Genomic DNA, 21,405 nt, shown 5'->3' with positions numbered 1-21,405 from the left:
TACAACTAAGAGAATCGGGAAATTCATTTTTACCTGTTTTTTAACAGATTTATTTTTGCAGCAGAAAAAATTTAGTGTCAGCGATTGATATACAGCAGGATTAACCAGAAAACTTCACCTTTTAATAATTTGATCGCTTCGTGTAGCTTATTGTAGATTGTACGCATACTGAGGGAAGTCCTTTCCGCTATTTCTTCATAACTCAGTCCTTCATAATATTTGAGCATAATCAGCTCTCTGTGCCGCCGGGGCAGCTTTTCAATGGCTTTGCGCACCCGCAGCTGTAATTCAAGATAAGTCTGATCGGCGATGATATTATCTTCCTGGGATTGTTCTGCCCAGTTCTCATCTATCGTCAACAAACTCATTTTACGATGTTGCTTCACATCGTAAATCAGTTTTCTCCGGAAAGAAACAATGATATAAGCCTTTAAGTGCTGTGGAGGATTCAAGTGCTCCCGGTTATCCCACAGATACAAAAAAAACTGATTGATCGTATCCTTTACCTGGTGTTCATCAGCTACAATACTGAGCCCGTTTTTCAAGAGATCCGGGTACAGCAGCTCATAAATCGTTAATAAAGCATCAGCTTCTCCGTTCCTGAAATTATCCCAGAGAATGCTCTCATTACTGTTCATTTTTCTTTATAGTAAGTACTTTGGGTGGTTCCCCTTATCCAAAAATAGAAAGCGGGTGGTTAAAGATAGTAAAAACTCAATAGGTTAACTAGAAACAAAGGAATACCGGCTAACGGATGCGGCCCTACGTCAGCAGTAAAAACAGGGCAACATCAATGATACTAAAAGCAAAAGCTCCGTCCCTGACAGGTTACGGAGCTTTTCTATATAAATGTAAGTTGGATGATCTGTCATCATATAAGCCATGGATAGCCGGTAATACGCCTAAAAGAAGCAGTGACTACCACTTTATTGCCGGCGGCTCAATGTTTTCATGACCTGAGATAAAGTGGTATAAAAATCTTTCCGCTGCTCAAACATCGGGAAATGGCCGGAAGCCTGAATCCAATGCAGCTGCATCGCCGGATGGATGATTTTAAACTCGTAGGTATAAAAAGCCAGCGGATCCTGTGCACCGGAAATCACTTCTATCGGACCTTTATAGTGATGCAATGTTTTGCTCAGGTCATAATGCACCCGTTTCAGATCCGTTACCATCAACTGTTGCATTTTAATATTCGACTTTGCCACATCAAATTTCCCGATCATACTGTCGAGCAGCAACTTGTTGTAGATGTAGGTCATCCGCATCAACCGGTTCAGGGCAGTGGAATCGGCGCCATCTCCCTTGCCGCCGTTCACCTTTTTATCGAGGGAGTCCAGGCGGGCCAGGTCTGCTATGCTTAACCGTACCCGCATGTTATTGACGTGGGTGGTAAACAGATCCGGATCAAACTTATAATATCCCGGACAGGCCAGCGCCAGTCCTTTTACCTTTTCCGGATATTTGGCAGCAAAGCACATCGCCAGCATCGCACCCCAGGAGTGTCCGAAAAACAAAGTTTGCCTGATACCCAGATGATCCATTAACCGGTTCAGGTCTTCCAGCGAAGAACGCAGGTTGATAGTAGTGGAATCAAACGGCACCGGTATCGATAAACCGGTACCCCGTTGCTCCAGTAAAATACTGCGGTAACGCTTACCCAGTTCTATCGCCAGCTCCTGCTGTTGCAAGCAGGAATTGCCCGGGCCACCGGTTAAAACAATGACCGGTTCACCGGAACCATAAGTATGATAATAAAGATAACCGTTGGGATATTTAAGCGAATCCAGTTGCTGGGCACGCACACCAAACAGGAGGAAGAAAAAAGCGGGAAACAAATAAAGTATTTTCATAAAAGCGCGGCTAACGTATTAGTTCCGGAAGTTACAGCATTCCCGTCATTTTTTGATCTTCCTGCGGAAAAACCTACCTGTAGATCCCTACAACTGCTCAAACAGATAGTATAACGGACACTCTTCCAACACCAGCCGGTGTACCTCCTTTCCGGTCTGCTCCCATTTCACCAGCCGGATAAAACCATCAGCGATCTCAATACCGGTAATATCTCCATCACTGAAACAACAACAGCCGGTATTAAAATAAGACGGATGGGCCATCGTTTTCACAAAAGTTTTCCCTGCATACTCTGCCTGCCGTTTGCCCAGCGCTTCTTTCAGAAAGGCCGCCTGCTGCGAATCGCCGCGCTCCTGCGCCTTTTCCAGTTGTTTGGTCAGCCGGTCGATATGATCCAACGACGCAAAAACAGGCTTATGAGTATGCCCGGAAATAAACAGGGTATTTTTATACCGCACACTCCATTCATACATCATAATGTTGTGGGTATCTACCAGATCAAAAGAATCAGACACAGTATCCATACGAATATCCAACAAACGTTGTATCGGCGTCCAGATCGCTGCAACAAACCATTTACTGAAAGCATTGCCATCACTGCGTTTATCTCCCTGATGACCATGTGTTAAAAAAATGCGGTAATCTGTGTCCTGATAACGCATTTGCAGGATGATGCCTTCATACAGCTTCAACTGCTTACCAAACAATGGTTTCAGAAATTGATTCCTGGGCACCAGGTAATGCCATTCCAGGTCGTGATTGCCAAACACCCGGTAATAGCGTCTTTGAAGCAGAAAGCGGGCTTCCTCCTCCAAAGACAAACGGTTCTTTTCGATCACTACTGACGGCGTACTTTCCCACAACTCCTCACAGTCGCCCAGGTTAATATAGGTAAATGCCTGATCATGATAATACCGTAAGGCGGTCAGGTAATTTTCTTCTGCCGCCATAAAATCATCGGCGGCATCTTTTCCTCCTTTATGCTGATCTGAAAATATGATGAAGCGCGCTTTTTCGTAATCGCAGGGAAGGATGACGCCTTGTTCTTCCTTACCGGCCAGTATCGCATCATGTAGTTGGGAGAGGGCATCGAATACCAGTTTACGGTCAGGTTGGGACGACAATTTGTTGGCCAGCCAGATAACGGGTTTACGGAAGATTGCTTTGAGTGCTTTTTTCACCTTATATCCTTTTTATAGAACCGAAGCACTAAAGATAGGAGATGGTGTGCAATTTATGATGACAGTACTTTAAAATCCGTTTTTTATTTCCAGTTACTACCCATCTTTTCCACCATCGTGATATTTTTTTCCCGGAAAGCAGGCGTTGAATCCATGATAGGACTGATGTAGGTGACACCGGTTGTTTTAATACCACAATAACTTAAAATCATCTTCTTCACTACCCGGGTACCTGTTTGCCGGATAAACCATTTGTAATACCACGCCGGATAATCCATGGTGCTGATGATGCGCGCCGTTTTCCCTGCCAGCAATCCAATAATGGTATGCTTGTTTTTTAATTTAAAAGCCATGCCCGGCAGGAACAAACGATCCAGGAAACCTTTCAGCAAAGCCGGCATGCCACCCCACCACAAGGGATAGATCCAAACCATATGATCCGCCCATACAATGTTTTCCCAGGCTGCCAGCAGATCTGGTTCCAGTTCCATTCTTTTGCGGTAGCCGTGTTGCAGGTTCGGATTAAATTGCAGGTGTGCCAGGGTTACTTCCCGCACTTCCGCCCCCGTTGACAACGCCCCTTTTTTATAGGCAGCATGCAGGGCAAAGTTGTAACTTTCTGTATCGGGATGGCCGTTGATAATCACTATTTTCGGCCTTCCACCGGTTAATTGCTGTTTCATAGACCGCAAAATTAGCCGGTGGAAAAATATTTCAACTGAACAATTGTTAAGAAATCAGGAAGCTCTCCGGAGCCGGCTTAAATGCTGTGGGGTAATGCCCAGATAGGATGCCAGGTATTGCAGGGGAATCTGCTGCACCAAACGGGGTTGCTCCTGCAACAGGCGCTCATAGCGGTCTTTCGCGGGCAATTTCTGAAACGCCAGGATACGTTGTTCCATCTCTACAAACTCTTTTTCTATTAGCACCCGGCCCATATTGGCCCAGCGGATATTTTCTTCGTACAACGTATACAAGGTGTTTCTGTCCAGTGCCAGCAATTCGCAGTCTACAATGGCCTGGATGTTTTCCTGCGCCGGCTGCTGGGTAATAAAACTGGTGAGCGCTGCAATCCAGTGTTTTTCAAAAATGATACAATTGGTGATAGGCTCCCCGTTATCATTGGTAAAATAGGAACGCAGGATGCCGTTAGTGAGAAAACACAGCTGCCGGGAAGTTTTACCTTCCTGCTCCAGGTGTTCCCCTTTCAGCAATTTGATAGGTTTCAATAATGTTTGCAGTTGCTGCAAATCACTTTCCTGCAAAATATTAAACGTACGAAGCCATTCGATCATACTGTAAAGATAGCAGTTAATCACATATAGCCGCCGGAGGGCAGCTATACTTGCGGTAACCAGTATACTGGCGGGTTTACATAAAAAACTGCTCTGCTACAATTTTACCGTCTTTCACTTCATATACACATATTTCTTCCATCACCTGCCGCGGCTGCCCTTTCATTGTAATATCCATCGTCAGCTTAAAAGCAATGCTATTCCCTGCTATCAACGGTGTGGAAACAGTCGTGTCATGTATAGCAGCTACCATCGATTCAAATTTGTGGCCTTTTTCTATGATGGCGGCCAGGCCTTTGGTGACCTTCTCAAAAGCAGCGGTAGGATACGGTTCTATACTCACTACTTCTTCCGCATATAATTCGCGTTGCGCGGTTTCGTATTTTCCCTGGCGGCAAAGTTCTGCCAGCCGGACAGCAATTTTTTCAACAGACATGATCTTATGGTTTTGGTGGTTAGAAAATTGTCTATCTATAAATATAGCTAATCTTAAAAACAACTATCCCTTAACATTTTCATATAGGCCATTCCTTTATCACGGGCAAACGCTACGTTTCGTACCGGAATATTTTCAGGATCAGTATAATGCGCCAATGCCTTGCGGATACTCTTTTCCCGTAACAAATGCAACATCGGATATAAAGAGCGGTTGGTATAATTGGCCGCATCTTCCCCATCGGCATTGGCAAACTGATACAGCGGGTGAAAACTGGCTACCTGGTAGATGCCATTATATTTTTTCTGTTGCAACCATTTCTCTACGGCCGCCGTGAGTGCGAGATACGCATCAAAGGTTTCAAAACCAGCGGGAAAAATAATCAGGGTAGTTTCAACACTATCATGACGGTCCAGGTACTTGCATTCATCCAGGAATACCTGGCGGGCACTCAACACAGTCGTTACATTCACTACCTGGTAGCGGATGCTGTCGCGCTTTACTTCCCGGGCGGCAAACGGACAAAAATTACATCCGATCACCAGTTCCCGGATCCAGTTCTTTGTTTGCGCGATCACTTCCGCTGTTTGTCCTGCCTGATTTATCATAGCAGTAAAGGTAAATAATCATCAGCTAAATAGCGGATGGTCTTCTGAAAGCAGGGTGAAACAGGCTTCCACCTGTTCCGGAAACTCCTGTTCCAGACTGGCCCATTGTGACAACGTCAAAGGCAGAAAAGCCAGACTATCGCTGCCATCAGACACATTACAAAAACGTACCTGGTAGTCCGGATTAAGAATCCGGTTTAGTTGCAGCAATACGTCATCCCTGTCCTGTGGTGTAGCCGTTAAATGAATGCGGTGCGTTTTTCCTTTATAGTCGATAATCAGCTCCCATCCTTCTTCTCCCGGCAAAGCATTCACTTCAGCGCGCAGGTGACCGGTGTGTAATACATTTTCACAGTACCGCACCATGTCGTCTTCTTCATCTCCCCAGTCAATCCACATCACAATATCGGAAGTGTCAAAGAAATGGGTTTCAAAGAAGTCTCCGGAAGGAGCTGATAAATATGCGCGGATCAGCTGCATCTTATCGCTCCGGTTAAACTGTTCAGTTGTCATTTTTTCAACATTATTACGTTGTTGGCCCAACCAGTTTCTAATAAAATTGAACATATATTACTTTAAGAATGATCAAAGATTAGCTGTGCTTCTGTATGATGGCACACATCAACTGATCCTGCACGCGGTGATGCCGGATATGATATACTTCCGGTGGCAGGTATGTTTCTATCATCGGCAGATGTGGTGCATAGTGATAGCTGCCTCCAGGCTGCAATGCGGCCAGGATCTCCATGTATTTTCCGGCATATGCCAGGTACTCTCCGTCGCTGCGCTGGTGATGATGCTGGAAGTGATTGGAAAAAGAGAGATTGGAGAGCATCGTTCCCCAGTAACCAGGCGTGTATGTATAAGTCATCCAGTCGCCGGTATACAGCCAGGGCGCCGGCTTTTCTATAAACCGGTCTACACCGTAAGCATCCACTCCCTGTTCCCGCAGGTAACGAACCAGATAGGCATGCGGGCCACAACCTATGTCCAGCAAGGGTTCCCGAATAGCCGACAGATCCAGTTGCAACACCTGCAGTTGCGTAGCCGGTGCATATTCGGCACATACTACTTCCTGCACAAATGGTTGCAACGATGAGTTTAAAGTTGCCACAAAAGGATTCGTTTGCAGCAGCCAGTTACGTAAACGCTGTATATGTTGTTGTTCCAGCGTATCGAAATCTATATCTGCAGAGCTTTCCAGTGCAGCTGCTATTTCGTCGATCAGCTGCACGTACAGAGCTTTCAACGCGCTGCCGGCCGTACCCGCCACCTGCATATATTGATTCACCCTGCAAAAAGCACGCTGGGCTGTTAAGGTGAGATAGTCTGCCAATGGCAGCAATTTACCTGCTGCCGATAACTGTAGTAATTCCGTGCGGCTGCGCGTCAGCAACGCCCGCGTGGCTGGCATCCAGAAGAGCCTGTCCGCCTTTTCATAAAAGAGGTTGCGCTGCCTGTGATGTGCATGCTGTACATCGATACTGTGAATAAGATCCGGGAAAACCGCCATATACGCAAAGATACACGCTTAATATTTGCGGTCGGTCGTATATCTTACCAACTCTTCCAATGCGTCGCGGGTAGGAGAAGCCGGAAACGTGTACAACAGCTGAAAAGCTTCATCGCGGAAGGCAAACATTTTTTCCGTGGCATATTCCAAACCGCCGGTGCGGTGCACAGTTTCCAGGATGAAGTTTACCTGTTCCCGGTCTGTATTTTTATGTTTGATAATATGCAGTATTTTTTTCCGCAGGGAGGTATCGCTATGCTGTAAGGTATAGATCAGCGGGAGGGTGATTTTTTTCTCTTTGATATCATTACCGGTAGGTTTACCGATGTCGGTATGGCCATAATCAAACAGGTCGTCTTTCAATTGAAAAGCCATACCTACCTGGCGGCCAAATGCATGCAACCGGTCTACTGCTGCCTGTTCCCTGCAGGTAGAAGCGGCGCCCGCAGCACAGGCTGCCGCCAGAAAAGAAGCCGTTTTCGCATGAATCAGATCGTAATAGGCCTGCTCCTCAAAATGCAGTTTATTCAACCGGGTCATCTGCAGTAATTCTCCTTCACTCATCTGCCGGATGGCATCTGAATAAATCTTTAACAAGTCAAAATCCTGGTTGGATAACATCAGCAGTACGCCTTTGGTAAACAGGTGATCACCCACCATCACGGATATACGATTTTTCCACAGCGCATTCACAGAAAAGGCGCTCCTTCTTTTCATCGCATCATCCACCATATCATCATGTACCAGAGATGCCGTATGTAAAAGCTCTACCAATAAAGCAGCGCGATAGCTGCTGTCATTAATTTCACCTCCCAGCTGTGCACATAACAATACAAACATGGGCCGCATCTGTTTCCCTTTGTGCGCAGCAATATCCTGCAGTATCCGATCCAGCAGCGACACCTCGCTTCTCATCGTATCTTCGAACATTTCATCAAACCGGTGCAGTGCCTGTGCTATTACTTTTTTTGTCAGTTGCATAATAAACAGGCACGAAATTAAGGATTACACCTCAACCAACCCGGGCCCACAACAGATAATCGGGCGGGTAGTGATAAGCAGCACACCACATCAGGCTCGTTTTGCCCAGTTTTTCCTGAATACGGAAGGGTTCATGCCCAGGTGTTTTTTAAACAACCGGTTTAAGTGGCTTTCATCTGTAAAGTTAAACTCCCACGCAATTTCATTAATCCGCATATCACTGTGCTGCAGGCGGATTTCCACCAGTTTCAGTTTATACCGGGTGATATAGTCCTGCATGTTTTCCCCTACATTTTTTTTAAAATAGCGTCCCAGATAGCTGACAGAAATACCAAATTTTTTCGCCACCACTTCTGCTTTCAACTTTTCAGGTGCATAAATATGCTCCTGTATATAGCGGATAATTTCCAGCACCACTTCGCTCGTATAATCCTTTACTTCTGCCGGCAGCTTCATGGCTATATTTCTGGCAACGATGGTAATCAGTGTATTCACCAGCTGCTGCGTTACTTCCAGGTGATACACCTGCTGCCCTTGTTGTTCTTTCAGCAGGCCGGCAATAAGGGCGTCTACCATCGCTTTATCGGCTGCATTATACAGGATACAGCCGGGCTGGTGACTGGCATTCTGCAGAATAAATTCCATCCGTTGCAGCCACGCTTTGGTATGCAGCGGTGCATCCGACTGCGCTTTCAGGTAAATGTCGTTGAAACGGAGAAAAAAGAAACCGGTGGTATCGGCTATTTTAAACTGGTGCGTATCCTGTGGCGTTAATAGAAACAAGTGACCGGGGTGGTACTGAAAGGTGTTGTTGTTCACCTGCTGCTGCCCCTCGCCTTTTATAATATATACCAGTTCAAAGAAGTTATGTTGCCGCATATGCATCGGGCATTCATCCAGCTCTTTATATACAATATCAAATGGTTGATATAAGTTTTCCCGGGCCATTTTGTTTTATACTTAATGTTACAAAAGAAACGAAAAATTGTACAAGTACAAAACTAATAAAATTGTACAATTTTACACCATCAAAAAGATATAACATGAAAGCAATTATACTGGAAAACGCGGGAAACCCCGACCAGCTTATACATACAGACCTTCCCGAACCAGTGATCAGTGAAAATGAAGTACTGGTAGCCGTAAAGGCCATCAGCATCAACCCGGTAGACGTTAAAACACGGGCAGGGAAAGGATTCTATGCCAAATTAAAAGATAATGATCCCCTGATACTGGGATGGGATATATCCGGCGTAGTGACGGCCACCGGCAAAGCCGTGACGGCATTCAAACCGGGCGATGAAGTATTTGGTATGGTCAATTTCCCGGGTACAGGCAAAGCCTATGCAGCCTATGTAGCCGCACCGGCAGATCACCTGGCACGCAAGCCCGCCAACATCAGCCATGAAGCCGCAGCAGCAGCTACCCTGGCCGCTTTAACTGCCTGGCAGGCCCTCGTAACCAATGGCAACGTACAAGCCGGACAAAAAGTACTGATTCACGCAGCTGCCGGCGGCGTAGGCCACTATGCCGTACAAATAGCCCGGCACCTGGGCGCACATGTTACGGGTACCGCATCCGCTGCCAACAAAGACTTCGTATTATCCCTGGGGGCCGATGCCTTCATCGATTACCAGACAACGCCCTTTGAAACAGCCATCAGCGATGTAGACTTTGTACTGGACGGTATCGGCGGCGCATACATTGAACGCTCCCTGGAAGTATTGAAACCCGGCGGTACGTTGATCACCATCCCCTCCGGCCTGCACGAAGGCATCACGGAGAAAGCCACTGCCAAAGGCATCAAAGGTTATTTCGTGCTCGTATCGTCTAATGGTAAAGACATGCAGCAGCTAGCCAACCTGCTGGAAAAAGGTATTATTCAATCACATATTTCACACACCTTTCCTTTTGCCGACATGGCCGCTGCACACGAACAGGTAGCCACAGGTAAAACAAGAGGAAAAGTAATTGTTACCCTTTAATAAAGAAGAAATCTATGAAAGTTTTAATTGTATTTGCACATCCCGATCCACAATCCTTAAACGGCTCCCTGAAAAACTCAGCTGTCAATATCCTCGAAGAAGCCGGCCATGAAGTAGTCGTATCGGACCTCTATCAGATGAAATGGAAATCAGCCGGCGACGCCGATGATTTCCTCAATCATCCGGCAACCGAAAGATTGTACTACACCCGTGCCTCCAAAAAAGCATACCTGGATAACCAGCAGTCTGCCGACATCACCATCGAACAGGAAAAAGTAAGGTGGGCCGATGTGATCATCTTCCAGTTCCCGCTCTGGTGGTTTACGGTACCCGCCATACTCAAAGGATGGATAGACCGGGTATATGCCAATGGATTTGCCTATGGTACCGGCGAACGTTATGGCGCCGGCAATATGGTGGGGAAAAAAGGGATGGTCATCACCACTATTGGTGGCAGCGCAGCAGAATATGCGCCTACCGGTATCAATGGCGATATCAATGATCTGTTATTTCACATCCATCATGGCATGTTCTGGTTCAACGGCGCGGCGCCACTACCGCCATTTCCGGTATACGATGCACATCACGTCACACCGCCGGTATACGCACAACTGGAACAATCGCTGAAAGATCGTTTGTTATCCATACCAACTACCACGCCTATATTATTCAGATCGGATAAAAGCGGCGATTATACGCCGGAAGGATTATTATCGGAAACCATCGCTGTTAAAGGAGAGGGCCTGCTGGTACACCAGTTATAGTGCCTGACACCAAGCGCTGTCATGTCCGGAAATGGCAGCACTTGTTCAGCGTTTGCGTTCCAGGAAATAATCAATACCGATCCTGCCACTGCCAAACACGAACAGGGTAAACAAGAATAGGATATAATAAAGCGGAATTTCATAGCCATTATCACCGGCTTCAAAACCGTTGGCCCAGTGTACCGTAATAATAGCCACCACCATCGTGATCATCAGCGGGATAGAAATATAGCGTACGAATAGCCCCAACACCAGCAACACGACGCCCAATGCTTCCGTAACAGCTGCCACATAGGCACTGATATAAGGAAACGGAATATGCAGCTGCATAAACCAATCACCAATACCATGTATATCTTTCCATTTCATGCTGGCCGGCCCATAAAAACCATAAGCCAATACCAGCCGGATCAGCAGCAGTGGCAGATCCCTGAGCGATGATAACCGCTGTGCGAATGATGGTTTAGCACGCATATGCTAACATTGAAAGCCCGGCACAAAACCCTGCCGGTGCAGATGATGTAAAAAAGCAAGCGTATCTTTTTCCAGTGTATCCGTATCCGTTATATCCAGTTGTAATGCCGGTGCAAATGATAATATACCCTTTACCGTTATACCCATTACCAGCTGCTCTATCACAAAGGCCAGCCAGGGCGAAAGATCCATAAAAGTAACATGACCGGTGACAGCATCCCGGTATAATAACACAAAATAAACACCTTTGTTCTTACGCAATGCTTTTTCATTCGCTACGGTATGTACCGGATAATTCAACGCCAGCAGCCTGTGCTCCGGATTCAATACCAGCGGTGTTTCCAGCCAGTCGCCCGTTGCCGTATGGGGTGCGGCCGGTATATCTTCCATATTGTAAACTTCCATTTCCGCCCACTCAAACGCCAGCAGGTCGTTGAGATAGGGAATACCATACACCTCCTCCCAGTTGTTTTCCACCGCATAGGTATAAAACTCCAGCGGCAGCTTCCAGACCTGCCAGGCACGGCAGGCATGACAGCTGAAAAATGTTTTCACCATATGGTTCCATTTCCGCGTGGGAATATGCTTGCACGCAATCGGAAAGGCGCTTTCCATCGTATCGGTAATCATATTGAATACCAGGCGGCGATAATGTTTCAGCCGTTCGGGCGCCACGCCTGGCAACCGCACTTTTTCACCGGTTCTGCAATAGGTGGAAAAAGTCTGCTGTATATGATAAGTGTCAGGCAACAAGTTCATCGTGCTGTTTCCATTGTTTGTGACAAATATTTTTCAGTCTGGATAACTCCCCCTGCAATGCCGCCATTTCCGGGATATTGAAATCCCTCTCCAGCAGCACCGGCACGGGAGACAGCTGCGGCAGCGTCCATTCAAACAGGTCATATACCGGATCTATAATCGGCTCTCCATGGGTATCAATAATCAGGTCCGGCGCTACCTGTTCATGGCCGGCCATATGGATATAGGCCACCTTGTTCAGGGGCAGCTGTTGTATAAAAGCCTTTGCATCGTACTGATGATTAAAAGCATTCACGTAGATGTTATTCACATCCAGCAGCAGCTGACAACCGGATTGCGCCACTACTTCCCGGATAAAATCTGCTTCACTCATTTCTGCTGCCACCGGTGTATAGTAAGAGACTATTTCCATCACCAGCGGCCGCTCCAGGTAATCCTGCACCTGCCGGATACGGGCGGCAATGTGTTGCACGGCATCCATCCGGAAAGGGATGGGCAACAGGTCGTACATATGTGCATTATCACATTTGGAATAACTCAGGTGCTCTGAATACAACTGTATATGATAAGTGTCCAGAAATATTTTCAGTTGCTGCAGGAAAGCCGGTTCCGGCGGCTCCGGGCTGCCAATCGACAACGATAGACCATGACATAATACCGGGTACTTTGCGACCACCTGGTGTAATACTTTCTTCCAGTAACCACCTATGTTCATCCAGTTCTCCGGTGCAAATTCAATAAAGTCGGGTTGAATATCTGTGCCGCTGATCAGCTCATCGGCAAATTCCCTGCGAAAACCAATACCTACCATGATAGACTGTTTAAGCGGTGAAAACAAAAGTGAAAGGCCGGCTATGGTGTACCACCGGCCTTTCTGCCGTGAATAGCGTTATTGGCCGGACTTGCCGGTGCTGTCTGCTTTATGCTTGCCTCCTTTTTTATCCTTGCCTTTTTTATGGCCACCACATTTGCCTTCACCACATTTGCCCTGCCCGCATTTACCTTCTTTTGTTTTGGCAGTGCTGTCTTTTTTGGCGCCACAGGAAAGCTCCAGGGTATTAGCTGGCATAGGCGTACCAGTTAGTGCATTTCGTACAGCCGCGCCAGTACCCAGATCGGTATAGCTAACAGGATTGGCCGTGGCATGTACAGCTGCCAAACCCAGGATAGCACTGGCTACGAGGGAACCGGAAATCAATACTTTTTTGCTGATAGATGAATTGTTTTTCATTTTGTAAGCTTTAAAAAGAAGTGAACAATGTATATGTAGTGATTAGACGCAGCTACGGAACATTCCTTACAAAAAATCCGGTCTTTATTTTTTCAGCTTGTCTGCAATCAGCTGTTCCCATTGTGCCAGGCGGGTTTCGTCGGGTGATGTATATGCAAGTGTGGTAAAATATTCCCGTAACAGTTTATCGATCCGTTTACTTTGTTGTACATACCGCCTGCAATGGCGGCATAATAAAAGATGTATATCCAATCCCACGCGCTCCTTTAAGGGAAGCGGCTGTTGCAGGCGCTTCTCCGCCAGCAGGGTCGCCTCTTTACAACAGGGGAATAAAGTATGATGATGTTTTCCCATCCTCAATTACTGAACCAGTTTTTCCCGAGACAGGCTCTTAGCTGCAGCCTGGCCCGGTGCATGATTACCCAGTAGTTAGACGTTGAAATAGCCAGATCCTTACAAATAGCTGTTGATTTTTTTTCGTCGAGATATTTCTGATTAAAAACGGCTTGTCCTATTCCCGTCAGTTTTTTCATACAGGCTTGCAGCACCCGGAAAAAATCGGATTGCTCTCCGGGAGCAGGTATATCCTTTGTCCAGGCAACAGGCGCCCTATGTTTATGCCAGTGGCCTTTTTCATTAAAAAAGAAGTGATGCGGGTCGCTGTCGGTGATGAGTTGTTCGTCTAAACTTACGGTCCGGCCGGATGTACGGTAGTGGTCTGCCACTTTGTTTCTGAGTATGCTCATCAGCCAGGTAAGCTCGCTGCTTTCTCCCCTGAACTGCGCCCGGGCCTGCAAAGCACTCAGGAAGGTATCCTGTACCAGGTCCTGTGCCAGCTCACGATCGGCTGTTTGTGATAAGGCAAACCGGAAGAGGTCTGCAGCATATTGTTTTACCCAGGTAGCGGGATTACCCGTGGTAGCTTCCTGAGCGGAATCAGATTCATTTACCGGCATAAAACTTTTTTTTTGCGATAATCGTTGTAGAAAGCTTACGGTAAATTACTTTTTTTAGTTTTCCGAATGGCCCAAAAAAATGTTAAAGGGGGATAAATGGTACTTTACATCGCTAAATGGTAACCCGTTACAACGCGTATTCAGCATTTTATCCTAATTTTGAACCGCATACTAAGACCTGGTAATAAACTGAGCCCATGAAAAATCAAGTACCTCCTGTAACGTCCCTTTACTTCATTACACTCATGAAGGCATATCTGCGTGGTACTAAAACGAGCAAGGAAGTCGTGCAGGACCTGACGGAAACGGTGGGGCTGCTACACTTTACGGAAGACAGGGAGGAAGAAATGACCCGGTTACTGTTGCGCGCCGCTACTGAATTCAATAAGGACTACTATCAGGAGATTGTTACCCACATCACGTATGCCGCGGATACCACGCCTACCCGCGCAGGCGTTATTCACCAGCTGCAGGCACTGCTGCAGGGCGACATTACCGCGCGGCAGCTCCAGCAGTGGGGTACCTGGCACAACGAACAGGATACGGATGAAGGCGCCGGTTATTTCGATGATATTGCAGTAGATTATTTTTGTACACACCTGCTGCCCGAGGCACCTGCGCATTTCGGTACAGAACAATACCAGCAGGCACTGAAGATATTCCAGTCCGGCCCCCAGCAGCTGAAAGACAAAGTAGCCCTGGTGTTACTGACGGAAAAGGAAAAGAAACGTTTTCTGTTTTACCTGGGCGACTACCTCCAGGGATATACGACATCGGAACAACTCAACACTTACTTGCTCCACACCTTTGGTATGGATCACCAGGCCTTCCCCTATACGCCTGCCCTTTCCATAATCATGCAGGACCCGGCAAAACTGCCAGCCCTGCTGAAAGAAGCGGCTTACGAATAAACGAAATACGCTTTTACGGAAAGTATTTCCCGTAAAAGCGTATCATCCCATCCGGGTACATGCACTTACATTAAGATACCATCAGGCTGCAACCTCTCAGGGCTGAATTATCCAGCCGGCCCAGTACTTCAAAACGGCCATCCGCGTGAATCCGGCCGATATCATCCGTAGCAATAAAGGCACAGGAATAAATATTGGCGAGGTCAATAACGTTGATGACGCCGGCGCCTTTTCCGGTGGTCAGCTGGAAAGGATCATTTTCATCCCGCAACAGTATCTTCATCCAGGGGGGCGTTTCAAACATCCCTGCTCCTTTGGAATAGGCCTGGGATAACAATTCTGTCATACCATATTCCGCATGTATGACGGTGGCGCCCAAACGTTCCTGCAGGAAAGCGTGTACTTCCTGGCGGGTCCATTCTTCCCGCCGCCCTTTCATACCCCCGGTTTCCATGACAATGGTATGCTGCAGCTGCAGGGTATAGTTTTCTGCAAAATCGAGCAGGCCGAAAGTAACCCCTATCAGCAACACTTTCTGGCCACGGGCTTCCAGCGCCTGCAATTGCTGATGGAGCTTTTCATGCTCATACAGGTAAAAGCCGCTCTCCTCACGCCCGCTGCGGATAATCATTTCCTGCACCATCCGTACCAGCGAGGAATGCTGCCGCTCCAGGTAAGACGGTAACAGGCCCACTACCACATAATCTTCCACCGGCCCGTAAAACTGCTCAAAAGCCGTCATAAAGCTTTGGGTATAAATAGCAGATGATTTCACCAGGTGACGGCTATTGACGGTTTGGGTGGTACCACTGCTCTCAAAAATCAACTCCGGCTCAAAATCGCCGCAAACCACAGCATGGGATTTAAAAAATTGTATCGGCAGGTAAGGAATCTGTTCAATGCTTTTGACAGCAGCCGGCTGAATGCGCAGCGCATCTGTATAAGCCCGGTAAAGGGCATTTTCGCGGTACTGAAAATGAAAAAGCTCCAGTGCGGCGGATTCCAGTCCGTCCAACTGCAGTGAAAATATATGTTCCGGTGAAACGGCAGTCATGTAATCTGGCTTTAAAATCTTACAAATTTAGGGAGAAGAATAAATTAACCCGCAGGAAGTAACAATTGCCGGAAAAAAAACGTTTTGTAAAAGTGCAGGAGAGATAATTGAATATTTGTATATTTCCTAAATTAATGTACGTTTGTTTTATGAAGAAAATTCTGTTTTTGTTCCTGGTAGCCGGTTTCTTTTATGCCTGTAAAAAGGATGGTGTAGGTCCTAAGCCCATTGTGACCTTCAAAAGCTATTCCGTGGACAGCATCACACCGGCAACCAATGACATGACCATTTTTCTGAACGTAGAAGATGGAGATGGTGACATCGAAGACACACTGACGCTGGGCACCATCATTCTCAGTCATTTTAAGGATGGTAAAATAGATACGGCCTGGACGCCTAAAAGCATGCCCGAAATAGGCCGCAGCAAAGGACTGAATGTAAAAGCAGAAGTAAGAATCCCACTCCAGACCATTGAAATTAAATTTAGCGATTATGTCACCATTCCCAAAGATAGTATCAACTTCTCCATCATCATCAAAGATAGGGCAGGCAATATCAGCGACACGCTGATCACGCCCAAAATTTCTTATCGCGCCTAGATATAGGCTGAATACCTTACATTTACAGATCAACGGGATAACCCGTATATAACAGCACGAATGATGTACAACGTGTTGCAGCCAGGATAACTGCGGATAATTTTCGCGTTAGCTCACTGCAGTGGCGGGATACATGATTCGTGGCTGATTTTTCAGAATCCTCCAATTTCATTATCCACACATGAATAAAATAGCAACGTTACAGGCAAAGATAGACGAAGCCAAACTAGGAGGCGGTGAAAGCCGTATTGCATCTCAGCATAAGAAAGGAAAACTGACTGCCCGCGAAAGATTACAATTATTACTGGATGAAGGTTCTTTCGAAGAACTGGATATGTTGGTTACCAACCGTAACCGGGGCTTAACCCTCGACCAGGAACAGTTTCTGGGAGATGGCGTGGTAACCGGCTATGGTACCATTCACGGCCGCCTGACCTATGTGTTTTCACAGGACTTCACCGTATATGGTGGCAGCCTTTCCGAACCACATGCCCGCAAGATCTGTAAAATCATGGACCTCGCCGTGCAAAACGGCGCCCCACTGATAGGGCTAAACGATAGCGGCGGGGCACGCATCCAGGAAGGTGTGGTAAGCCTGGGTGGCTATGCCGACATCTTCTACCGCAACACCCGCGCTTCCGGCGTGATTCCGCAAATTTCCGCCATCATGGGCCCCTGTGCCGGCGGTGCGGTATACTCCCCTGCCATCACCGACTTTATCCTGATGGTGGAACAAACCTCCTATATGTTTGTGACCGGACCCAATGTGGTAAAAACCGTTACCCACGAAGAAGTCACTTCCGAGGAACTGGGCGGCGCACAAACACATGCTTCCAAAAGCGGGGTAACCCACTTTGCCTGCAGCAACGAGGTGGAATGCATCCAATATATCAAACAACTCCTGAGCTATATTCCGCAAAACTGTGAAGAAACAGCACCGGTATATCCTTATGAGCCTGGCAATGAAATCCGGGAAGACCTGAATACCCTGATTCCGGTCAATCCCAATCAGCCTTACGACATGAAAGAGGTCATTGCCCTCCTCACGGATACGGACAGTTTTTTTGAGGTACATAAGAATTTTGCCGAAAACATCATTGTGGGCTTTGCCCGCATCGCCGGCAGAAGCATCGGTATCGTGGCCAACCAGCCGGCCCACCTGGCTGGTGTACTGGACATCCATGCTTCCGTAAAGGCGGCTCGTTTCACCCGCTTCTGCGATGCCTTCAACGTTCCGTTGCTGGTACTCGTAGACGTACCTGGCTTCCTGCCAGGTACCGACCAGGAATGGAACGGTATCATCACCAACGGCGCCAAACTGCTGTATGCCCTCAGTGAAGCCACAGTGCCCAAACTGACCCTCACCACCCGCAAAGCCTATGGCGGCGCGTATTGTGTGATGAACTCCAAACATATCGGCGCAGATCTCAATTTCGCTTTCCCACAGGCAGAAATTGCCGTAATGGGTGCGAAAGGAGCCGTGGAAATCATCTTCAAAAAAGAAATTGATGCCGCTGCTGATCCGGAAGCCCGCATGAATGAACTGGTAGCCGATTATACCGACAGCTTTGCCAACCCTTACCTGGCCGCTGAAAAAGGTTATATCGACGAGGTCATCAAACCGGAAGAGGCCCGCCAGAAACTGATTAAAGGCTTCAAAATGCTGGAAAATAAAGTGGTGCAGATGCCCAGAAAAAAGCACGGCAACATACCTTTGTAAGGCAACCGGCTGTGGGGTATCCCGGATACGCCACAGCCGCAGCCATTACTTAAAGTAAACCGCTACATGCCGAAAACCATTTTTCATTTTTTTCTCTTTACATCGGTATACATTTCCTTGTGTGCATTGCTGATGATCTGGCAAACCAATCAGCTGCTGATACTACGTTATCCACAAACCACTTTTTACTACTTCGTCTTTTTCTCCACCATCTGCAGTTATAATTTTCATTGGTACCTCACCCCCGGTACTTACCTGTCTTCTTCCGAACGGATTCGCTGGGGCGCACGTCACCGTACCTTGTTGTTATGCCTGAGCGGCATTGGCATGATAGGCGCCTTGTATTTTTTCTGGCAGCTGCGGCAATACTGGCTGGTGATTAGTTTCAGCGCCGTGCTGACCTTTTTGTATTCGGCGCCGAAAGTACCGCATAAAGCCTTCAAGTGGCTCAGTAAAATCGCTGTGGGCAAAACCTTGTTTCTTACATTTGTCTGGACCTATGTGACCACTCTGCTGCCCGCACTCATCGCCGATCTGCATGTCACTCCGCCCGTCGTATATTTTACGTTGCACCGTTTTTTCCTCATCTATGCGATCTGTATCCTCTTCGATTACCGGGATGTGGAGGCAGACAGGAAAGAAGGTATCCGCAGCCTGATTACCTATCTCAACACCCGTGAACTGAACCGGCTGTATTATGGCATTCTGCTGCTGGCGGCCATTTGTGCCTTACGGTTGTTACCTTATACCACTACGCCGGTGCTTATCAGCCTGCTCATTCCCGTGGCTGCCACGGCGCTGATTACCCACGAAGCGCACCACCGCCCTTCAGACTATCTCTTTTATTTTGTGTTGGACGGATTTATGGCCTTATCCGCTTTGTTGCACCTCATCAGCAGCTGGTAACTGCCGGGCGTTTTCTGATACGCTAAAATCATTACATTTGTCAGTCTACACTTAATTACATATTATGTCTAAAAAACAAAAATCCATATTCAACAAGGAATCCCTCGCATTCCTCAAAGACTATCTCAACAATCCGTCGCCCACCGGTTTTGAAAAAGAAGGACAAAAGCTCTGGCTGAAATACCTCACGCCGTATATCGACGAACATTTTGTAGATCCATACGGTTCTGTAGTAGGTGTGATTAACCCGAAAGCCGAATTTAAAGTGGTGATTGAAGCCCACGCAGATGAGATCTCCTGGTTTGTCAACTATATTTCTCCGGAAGGATTGATTTATGTGATCCGCAATGGTGGGTCAGATCAGCAGATAGCGCCTTCCATGAGAGTGAATATCCACACGGAGAAAGGTATCGTGAAAGCGGTATTCGGATGGCCGGCTATCCACACCCGGCAGCGCAGCAACGATGGCAAAGAGCCACAACCTAAGGTAGATAACATCTTCCTGGATTGCGGCGCCCGCTCCCGTAAGGAAGTAGAAGAACTGGGTATCCATGTAGGATGCGTATGTACGTTTAATGATGGCTTTGAAGAGCTGAACTACGACTACTACATCTGCCGTGCGATCGATAACCGTATTGGTGGTTTTATGATTGCAGAAGTAGCCCGCCTGCTGAAAGAAAAGAAACAGGAGTTACCCTTCGGTTTATATATCGTGAATGCAGTACAGGAAGAAGTGGGATTACGCGGCGCAGAAATGATTGCCAAGCGTATTAAAGCGAATGTAGCCATCATCACGGATGTAACCCATGATACAACTACGCCGATGATCAACAAAAATATAGAAGGTGAAATTAAGTGTGGTGGCGGTCCAAGCATTACCTATGGTCCGGCAGTACACAACATTTTACGGGATCTGATCATCAAAACAGCGAAGAAAAATGATATTCCTTATCAGCTGCATGCCGTGAGCCGCAGTACCGGTACGGATACCGATGCTTTTGCCTACAGCAATGACGGTACGCCTTCTGCGCTGATCAGCTTACCACTGCGTTACATGCATACGACTGTGGAGATGGTGAAGAAAGATGATATCGAAAATACCATTCAGCTGATTTATCAGACTTTGCTGAATATTACACCGAAAACAAACTTCCAGTATTTATAATCAGTAGCTGCCGGATGCTGCTCCTGTGTAAACATGCAGGAGCAGCACCGGAACAGTGAGGTGGCTTTATTTAAAGAAGCCGGAAGCAGTGGTGACTTTTTCCACCCACATGCCACTATTAGGCTTCACTACATATTCACTCAATCCCACCCTGGAGGCATTCGGCGCCCAGTCGTAAGTATACCCCATCCTCGTCCACGGATAATGATAATCCGTCTTACCCAAAGGCCGGTAATAAGCAAAAATGATGTAGTTATTAAACCAGTTGGCATAATTAGCCGTTACACCGGGTACCAATACGGGGCCGGCGCTTTTGGTGTCAATGGCAGGGTTGCCGGCAGGGCGATAAAGGCTATCCACCTTTACCCATATCTGCGCAATATGTGTATTGCTTTTGCTGTTGACCGGCGGTAAGCCCAGCAACTGGCTGATACGCAGAATCGTATCGGAAGCAGGTGTAAAACCCGGTCCTATCCTGCCTTTCATCTGTTGTGGTATAAACAGCCAGGACTCCCCCCATACATTGGTAATGGAATCCTTTTCCGGATAACTACCCGGAAAACGCATAAACGTAGCCATCAACACATACGATTGCCCGTTAATGGTTTTAAACTGTACATCGGGGGTGCCGGCCTTAATGGGCCAGAGTGCATCAGACGCTTTGCTGCTGTCGGCAACCATTGCATCCTGGATGGCCCGCGCATACAATTCGTTCATGTCGTACACGGGGGGCGGTATAACAGGGGGATCATCATTACTGCTACATCCGGCAAAAATAAGTGTGACAAGCATACATAGCAGGTACACGGGTATCCTGCGTGGGGAATAGATGTTTTTCATGGGGATGGTTATTTAATATTGAGTTTACGCCAAGATAGGATAAAAACAAGAATTCTGCGATAGCAATTCCCGAAGATGCGCTGATTAACAGGGTGGTAGGAAGTGCTGATGGCGATGACAGCGCGGTTTTGCGGCCGGTTAATTCCTGCTGTTTTTATTCCCTGAAATCCCTT

General features: G+C 47.2%; 26 protein-coding genes. 7 read left to right on the top strand and 19 right to left on the bottom strand.

Going from position 1 to position 21,405, the window contains the following annotated elements; translation table 11 throughout:
- Nucleotides 1–77 precede the first annotated feature (77 nt).
- The 11 genes from OL444_RS10675 to OL444_RS10625 form a co-directional block, all read right to left on the bottom strand.
- A complete protein-coding gene (locus OL444_RS10675) occupies nucleotides 78–638 on the bottom strand; it encodes an RNA polymerase sigma factor (RefSeq protein ID WP_264733220.1) in 561 nt (186 codons plus the stop codon).
- 288 nt (nucleotides 639–926) lie between these two features.
- Complete coding sequence (locus tag OL444_RS10670; protein WP_264733221.1) at nucleotides 927–1,853, bottom strand: alpha/beta fold hydrolase; 927 nt, start codon at nucleotides 1,851–1,853, stop codon at nucleotides 927–929.
- Nucleotides 1,854–1,940: 87 nt separating this feature from the next.
- Nucleotides 1,941–3,035: a metallophosphoesterase gene (locus OL444_RS10665; RefSeq protein WP_264733222.1), complete on the bottom strand. Its 1,095-nt coding sequence runs from the start codon at nucleotides 3,033–3,035 to the stop codon at nucleotides 1,941–1,943.
- 83 nt (nucleotides 3,036–3,118) lie between these two features.
- On the bottom strand, nucleotides 3,119–3,718 hold the full coding sequence (locus OL444_RS10660; protein WP_264733223.1) for an NAD(P)H-dependent oxidoreductase: 600 nt from the start codon (nucleotides 3,716–3,718) through the stop codon (nucleotides 3,119–3,121).
- 54 nt (nucleotides 3,719–3,772) lie between these two features.
- Nucleotides 3,773–4,330: a Crp/Fnr family transcriptional regulator gene (locus OL444_RS10655; RefSeq protein ID WP_264733224.1), complete on the bottom strand. Its 558-nt coding sequence runs from the start codon at nucleotides 4,328–4,330 to the stop codon at nucleotides 3,773–3,775.
- Between the two features lie 76 nt (nucleotides 4,331–4,406).
- Entirely contained in the window at nucleotides 4,407–4,766 is a 360-nt protein-coding gene (locus OL444_RS10650) for a nuclear transport factor 2 family protein (protein ID WP_264733225.1), read from the bottom strand.
- Between the two features lie 53 nt (nucleotides 4,767–4,819).
- Nucleotides 4,820–5,374, bottom strand: coding sequence for a DUF1415 domain-containing protein (locus OL444_RS10645; RefSeq protein ID WP_264733226.1), 555 nt, complete (start codon nucleotides 5,372–5,374; stop codon nucleotides 4,820–4,822).
- 21 nt (nucleotides 5,375–5,395) lie between these two features.
- Complete coding sequence (locus tag OL444_RS10640; RefSeq protein ID WP_264733227.1) at nucleotides 5,396–5,887, bottom strand: hypothetical protein; 492 nt, start codon at nucleotides 5,885–5,887, stop codon at nucleotides 5,396–5,398.
- Nucleotides 5,888–5,966: 79 nt separating this feature from the next.
- Entirely contained in the window at nucleotides 5,967–6,887 is a 921-nt protein-coding gene (locus tag OL444_RS10635) for a class I SAM-dependent methyltransferase (RefSeq protein ID WP_264733228.1), read from the bottom strand.
- 18 nt (nucleotides 6,888–6,905) lie between these two features.
- Entirely contained in the window at nucleotides 6,906–7,868 is a 963-nt protein-coding gene (locus OL444_RS10630) for a polyprenyl synthetase family protein (protein WP_264733229.1), read from the bottom strand.
- 90 nt (nucleotides 7,869–7,958) lie between these two features.
- Nucleotides 7,959–8,816, bottom strand: a complete 858-nt coding sequence (locus OL444_RS10625; protein WP_264733230.1) for an AraC family transcriptional regulator — start codon at nucleotides 8,814–8,816, stop codon at nucleotides 7,959–7,961.
- Between the two features lie 95 nt (nucleotides 8,817–8,911).
- On the opposite strand from OL444_RS10625, the gene OL444_RS10620 reads away from it, so the two are divergent.
- Together OL444_RS10620 and OL444_RS10615 are read left to right on the top strand one after the other, a co-directional pair.
- On the top strand, nucleotides 8,912–9,853 hold the full coding sequence (locus OL444_RS10620; RefSeq protein WP_264733231.1) for an NADP-dependent oxidoreductase: 942 nt from the start codon (nucleotides 8,912–8,914) through the stop codon (nucleotides 9,851–9,853).
- Between the two features lie 14 nt (nucleotides 9,854–9,867).
- Complete coding sequence (locus OL444_RS10615; RefSeq protein ID WP_264733232.1) at nucleotides 9,868–10,617, top strand: NAD(P)H-dependent oxidoreductase; 750 nt, start codon at nucleotides 9,868–9,870, stop codon at nucleotides 10,615–10,617.
- A gap of 45 nt (nucleotides 10,618–10,662) precedes the next feature.
- On the opposite strand, the gene OL444_RS10610 is transcribed toward OL444_RS10615, so the two are convergent.
- From OL444_RS10610 to OL444_RS10585, 6 genes are all read right to left on the bottom strand, one after another.
- Nucleotides 10,663–11,091: an HvfX family Cu-binding RiPP maturation protein gene (locus OL444_RS10610; RefSeq protein WP_264733233.1), complete on the bottom strand. Its 429-nt coding sequence runs from the start codon at nucleotides 11,089–11,091 to the stop codon at nucleotides 10,663–10,665.
- A 3-nt stretch (nucleotides 11,092–11,094) separates the two neighbouring features.
- The gene (locus OL444_RS10605) at nucleotides 11,095–11,850 is read right to left on the bottom strand and encodes an HvfC/BufC N-terminal domain-containing protein (protein WP_264733234.1); all 756 of its coding nucleotides are present in this window, start codon (nucleotides 11,848–11,850) and stop codon (nucleotides 11,095–11,097) included.
- The gene (locus OL444_RS10600; RefSeq protein WP_264733235.1) at nucleotides 11,834–12,661 is read right to left on the bottom strand and encodes an HvfB family MNIO-type RiPP peptide maturase; all 828 of its coding nucleotides are present in this window, start codon (nucleotides 12,659–12,661) and stop codon (nucleotides 11,834–11,836) included. Before OL444_RS10600 ends, OL444_RS10605 begins: the two co-directional genes overlap by 17 nt.
- Nucleotides 12,662–12,739: 78 nt before the next feature.
- On the bottom strand, nucleotides 12,740–13,081 hold the full coding sequence (locus tag OL444_RS10595; protein ID WP_264733236.1) for a hypothetical protein: 342 nt from the start codon (nucleotides 13,079–13,081) through the stop codon (nucleotides 12,740–12,742).
- Nucleotides 13,082–13,165: 84 nt separating this feature from the next.
- Complete coding sequence (locus OL444_RS10590; RefSeq protein ID WP_264733237.1) at nucleotides 13,166–13,435, bottom strand: anti-sigma factor family protein; 270 nt, start codon at nucleotides 13,433–13,435, stop codon at nucleotides 13,166–13,168.
- A gap of 2 nt (nucleotides 13,436–13,437) precedes the next feature.
- Nucleotides 13,438–14,037: a sigma-70 family RNA polymerase sigma factor gene (locus tag OL444_RS10585; RefSeq protein ID WP_264733238.1), complete on the bottom strand. Its 600-nt coding sequence runs from the start codon at nucleotides 14,035–14,037 to the stop codon at nucleotides 13,438–13,440.
- Between the two features lie 197 nt (nucleotides 14,038–14,234).
- Between OL444_RS10585 and OL444_RS10580 the strand changes: the two genes are divergently transcribed.
- Complete coding sequence (locus OL444_RS10580) at nucleotides 14,235–14,948, top strand: hypothetical protein (RefSeq protein WP_264733239.1); 714 nt, start codon at nucleotides 14,235–14,237, stop codon at nucleotides 14,946–14,948.
- Nucleotides 14,949–15,018: 70 nt separating this feature from the next.
- Here OL444_RS10580 and OL444_RS10575 read toward each other — a convergent pair whose 3' ends face one another.
- Nucleotides 15,019–16,002 carry a LuxE/PaaK family acyltransferase gene (locus tag OL444_RS10575; RefSeq protein ID WP_264733240.1) on the bottom strand — a complete coding sequence of 328 codons (984 nt, stop codon included), beginning with the start codon at nucleotides 16,000–16,002 and terminating at the stop codon, nucleotides 15,019–15,021.
- A gap of 149 nt (nucleotides 16,003–16,151) precedes the next feature.
- On the opposite strand from OL444_RS10575, the gene OL444_RS10570 reads away from it, so the two are divergent.
- The 4 genes from OL444_RS10570 to OL444_RS10555 all read left to right on the top strand — a co-directional run bounded on the left by OL444_RS10570 (nucleotide 16,152) and on the right by OL444_RS10555 (nucleotide 20,392).
- Nucleotides 16,152–16,601, top strand: coding sequence for a hypothetical protein (locus OL444_RS10570; RefSeq protein WP_264733241.1), 450 nt, complete (start codon nucleotides 16,152–16,154; stop codon nucleotides 16,599–16,601).
- Nucleotides 16,602–16,782: 181 nt separating this feature from the next.
- Complete coding sequence (locus OL444_RS10565) at nucleotides 16,783–18,321, top strand: acyl-CoA carboxylase subunit beta (protein WP_264733242.1); 1,539 nt, start codon at nucleotides 16,783–16,785, stop codon at nucleotides 18,319–18,321.
- Nucleotides 18,322–18,387: 66 nt separating this feature from the next.
- Nucleotides 18,388–19,227, top strand: coding sequence for a UbiA family prenyltransferase (locus OL444_RS10560; RefSeq protein ID WP_264733243.1), 840 nt, complete (start codon nucleotides 18,388–18,390; stop codon nucleotides 19,225–19,227).
- 64 nt (nucleotides 19,228–19,291) lie between these two features.
- A complete protein-coding gene (locus OL444_RS10555) occupies nucleotides 19,292–20,392 on the top strand; it encodes a M42 family metallopeptidase (protein ID WP_264733244.1) in 1,101 nt (366 codons plus the stop codon).
- 66 nt (nucleotides 20,393–20,458) lie between these two features.
- Here OL444_RS10555 and OL444_RS10550 read toward each other — a convergent pair whose 3' ends face one another.
- Nucleotides 20,459–21,232, bottom strand: a complete 774-nt coding sequence (locus tag OL444_RS10550; RefSeq protein WP_264733245.1) for a hypothetical protein — start codon at nucleotides 21,230–21,232, stop codon at nucleotides 20,459–20,461.
- Between the last annotated feature and the right edge of the window lie 173 nt (nucleotides 21,233–21,405).

Origin of the sequence: Chitinophaga nivalis (assembly GCF_025989125.1) — a bacterium.
GTDB classification, from domain to species: domain Bacteria; phylum Bacteroidota; class Bacteroidia; order Chitinophagales; family Chitinophagaceae; genus Chitinophaga; species Chitinophaga nivalis.
This window is presented reverse-complemented; position numbering and strand designations above follow the sequence as displayed.

Bases quoted from the DNA above. Each gene is read 5' to 3' on its own strand.
- OL444_RS10675 (WP_264733220.1), bottom strand. From the start codon at position 638: ATGAACAGTAATGAGAGCATTCTCTGGGATAATTTCAGGAACGGAGAA.
- OL444_RS10670 (WP_264733221.1), bottom strand. From the start codon at position 1,853: ATGAAAATACTTTATTTGTTTCCCGCTTTTTTCTTCCTCCTGTTTGGT.
- OL444_RS10660 (WP_264733223.1), bottom strand. From the start codon at position 3,718: ATGAAACAGCAATTAACCGGTGGAAGGCCGAAAATAGTGATTATCAAC.
- OL444_RS10655 (WP_264733224.1), bottom strand. From the start codon at position 4,330: ATGATCGAATGGCTTCGTACGTTTAATATTTTGCAGGAAAGTGATTTG.
- OL444_RS10650 (WP_264733225.1), bottom strand. From the start codon at position 4,766: ATGTCTGTTGAAAAAATTGCTGTCCGGCTGGCAGAACTTTGCCGCCAG.
- OL444_RS10645 (WP_264733226.1), bottom strand. From the start codon at position 5,374: ATGATAAATCAGGCAGGACAAACAGCGGAAGTGATCGCGCAAACAAAG.
- OL444_RS10640 (WP_264733227.1), bottom strand. From the start codon at position 5,887: ATGACAACTGAACAGTTTAACCGGAGCGATAAGATGCAGCTGATCCGC.
- OL444_RS10635 (WP_264733228.1), bottom strand. From the start codon at position 6,887: ATGGCGGTTTTCCCGGATCTTATTCACAGTATCGATGTACAGCATGCA.
- OL444_RS10630 (WP_264733229.1), bottom strand. From the start codon at position 7,868: ATGCAACTGACAAAAAAAGTAATAGCACAGGCACTGCACCGGTTTGAT.
- OL444_RS10625 (WP_264733230.1), bottom strand. From the start codon at position 8,816: ATGGCCCGGGAAAACTTATATCAACCATTTGATATTGTATATAAAGAG.
- OL444_RS10620 (WP_264733231.1), top strand. From the start codon at position 8,912: ATGAAAGCAATTATACTGGAAAACGCGGGAAACCCCGACCAGCTTATA.
- OL444_RS10615 (WP_264733232.1), top strand. From the start codon at position 9,868: ATGAAAGTTTTAATTGTATTTGCACATCCCGATCCACAATCCTTAAAC.
- OL444_RS10610 (WP_264733233.1), bottom strand. From the start codon at position 11,091: ATGCGTGCTAAACCATCATTCGCACAGCGGTTATCATCGCTCAGGGAT.
- OL444_RS10605 (WP_264733234.1), bottom strand. From the start codon at position 11,850: ATGAACTTGTTGCCTGACACTTATCATATACAGCAGACTTTTTCCACC.
- OL444_RS10600 (WP_264733235.1), bottom strand. From the start codon at position 12,661: ATGGTAGGTATTGGTTTTCGCAGGGAATTTGCCGATGAGCTGATCAGC.
- OL444_RS10595 (WP_264733236.1), bottom strand. From the start codon at position 13,081: ATGAAAAACAATTCATCTATCAGCAAAAAAGTATTGATTTCCGGTTCC.
- OL444_RS10590 (WP_264733237.1), bottom strand. From the start codon at position 13,435: ATGGGAAAACATCATCATACTTTATTCCCCTGTTGTAAAGAGGCGACC.
- OL444_RS10585 (WP_264733238.1), bottom strand. From the start codon at position 14,037: ATGCCGGTAAATGAATCTGATTCCGCTCAGGAAGCTACCACGGGTAAT.
- OL444_RS10580 (WP_264733239.1), top strand. From the start codon at position 14,235: ATGAAAAATCAAGTACCTCCTGTAACGTCCCTTTACTTCATTACACTC.
- OL444_RS10575 (WP_264733240.1), bottom strand. From the start codon at position 16,002: ATGACTGCCGTTTCACCGGAACATATATTTTCACTGCAGTTGGACGGA.
- OL444_RS10570 (WP_264733241.1), top strand. From the start codon at position 16,152: ATGAAGAAAATTCTGTTTTTGTTCCTGGTAGCCGGTTTCTTTTATGCC.
- OL444_RS10565 (WP_264733242.1), top strand. From the start codon at position 16,783: ATGAATAAAATAGCAACGTTACAGGCAAAGATAGACGAAGCCAAACTA.
- OL444_RS10560 (WP_264733243.1), top strand. From the start codon at position 18,388: ATGCCGAAAACCATTTTTCATTTTTTTCTCTTTACATCGGTATACATT.
- OL444_RS10555 (WP_264733244.1), top strand. From the start codon at position 19,292: ATGTCTAAAAAACAAAAATCCATATTCAACAAGGAATCCCTCGCATTC.
- OL444_RS10550 (WP_264733245.1), bottom strand. From the start codon at position 21,232: ATGAAAAACATCTATTCCCCACGCAGGATACCCGTGTACCTGCTATGT.